This window comes from Tritonibacter sp. SIMBA_163, from assembly GCF_046535935.1.
GTDB classification, from domain to species: Bacteria; Pseudomonadota; Alphaproteobacteria; order Rhodobacterales; family Rhodobacteraceae; genus Epibacterium; species Epibacterium scottomollicae.
The window spans coordinates 1-285 of sequence record NZ_JAWJBP010000294.1; the positions used below are offsets into that span (position 1 = coordinate 1).

The window sequence follows — 285 nt, forward strand, 5'->3', positions numbered from 1 at the left end:
CCGGTTCGACGGTGATACCTATGTTCTGGACGTTGTGCTGAAGGCGATCAGTCGCCCCGGCAACTTCCGCGATTCTATGAAGGGGGCAATGCGGTAATGAGCAGCTATCCAATCATGCCTAATTTCGGTGCGACGGCAGATAAAACCAAGGAGGATTCGTCTCGATTCAAACAGACCTCCCTGGACAACGCCGTTCGTGATGTCACCGAAGGCGGCTACAGCATCAATCGAGCCAGATACAAGCAGCCGCGAAAGCGGCTGTTCGAGACCGGCTGCACCAATCTG

General features: G+C 55.1%; 1 protein-coding gene. It reads left to right on the plus strand.

The window, feature by feature from the left end; all coding sequences use genetic code 11:
* Nucleotides 1–96 precede the first annotated feature (96 nt).
* Nucleotides 97–285: hypothetical protein (locus R0J92_RS22455; protein WP_411053287.1), on the plus strand; the 189-nt coding region annotated here is incomplete at its 3' end.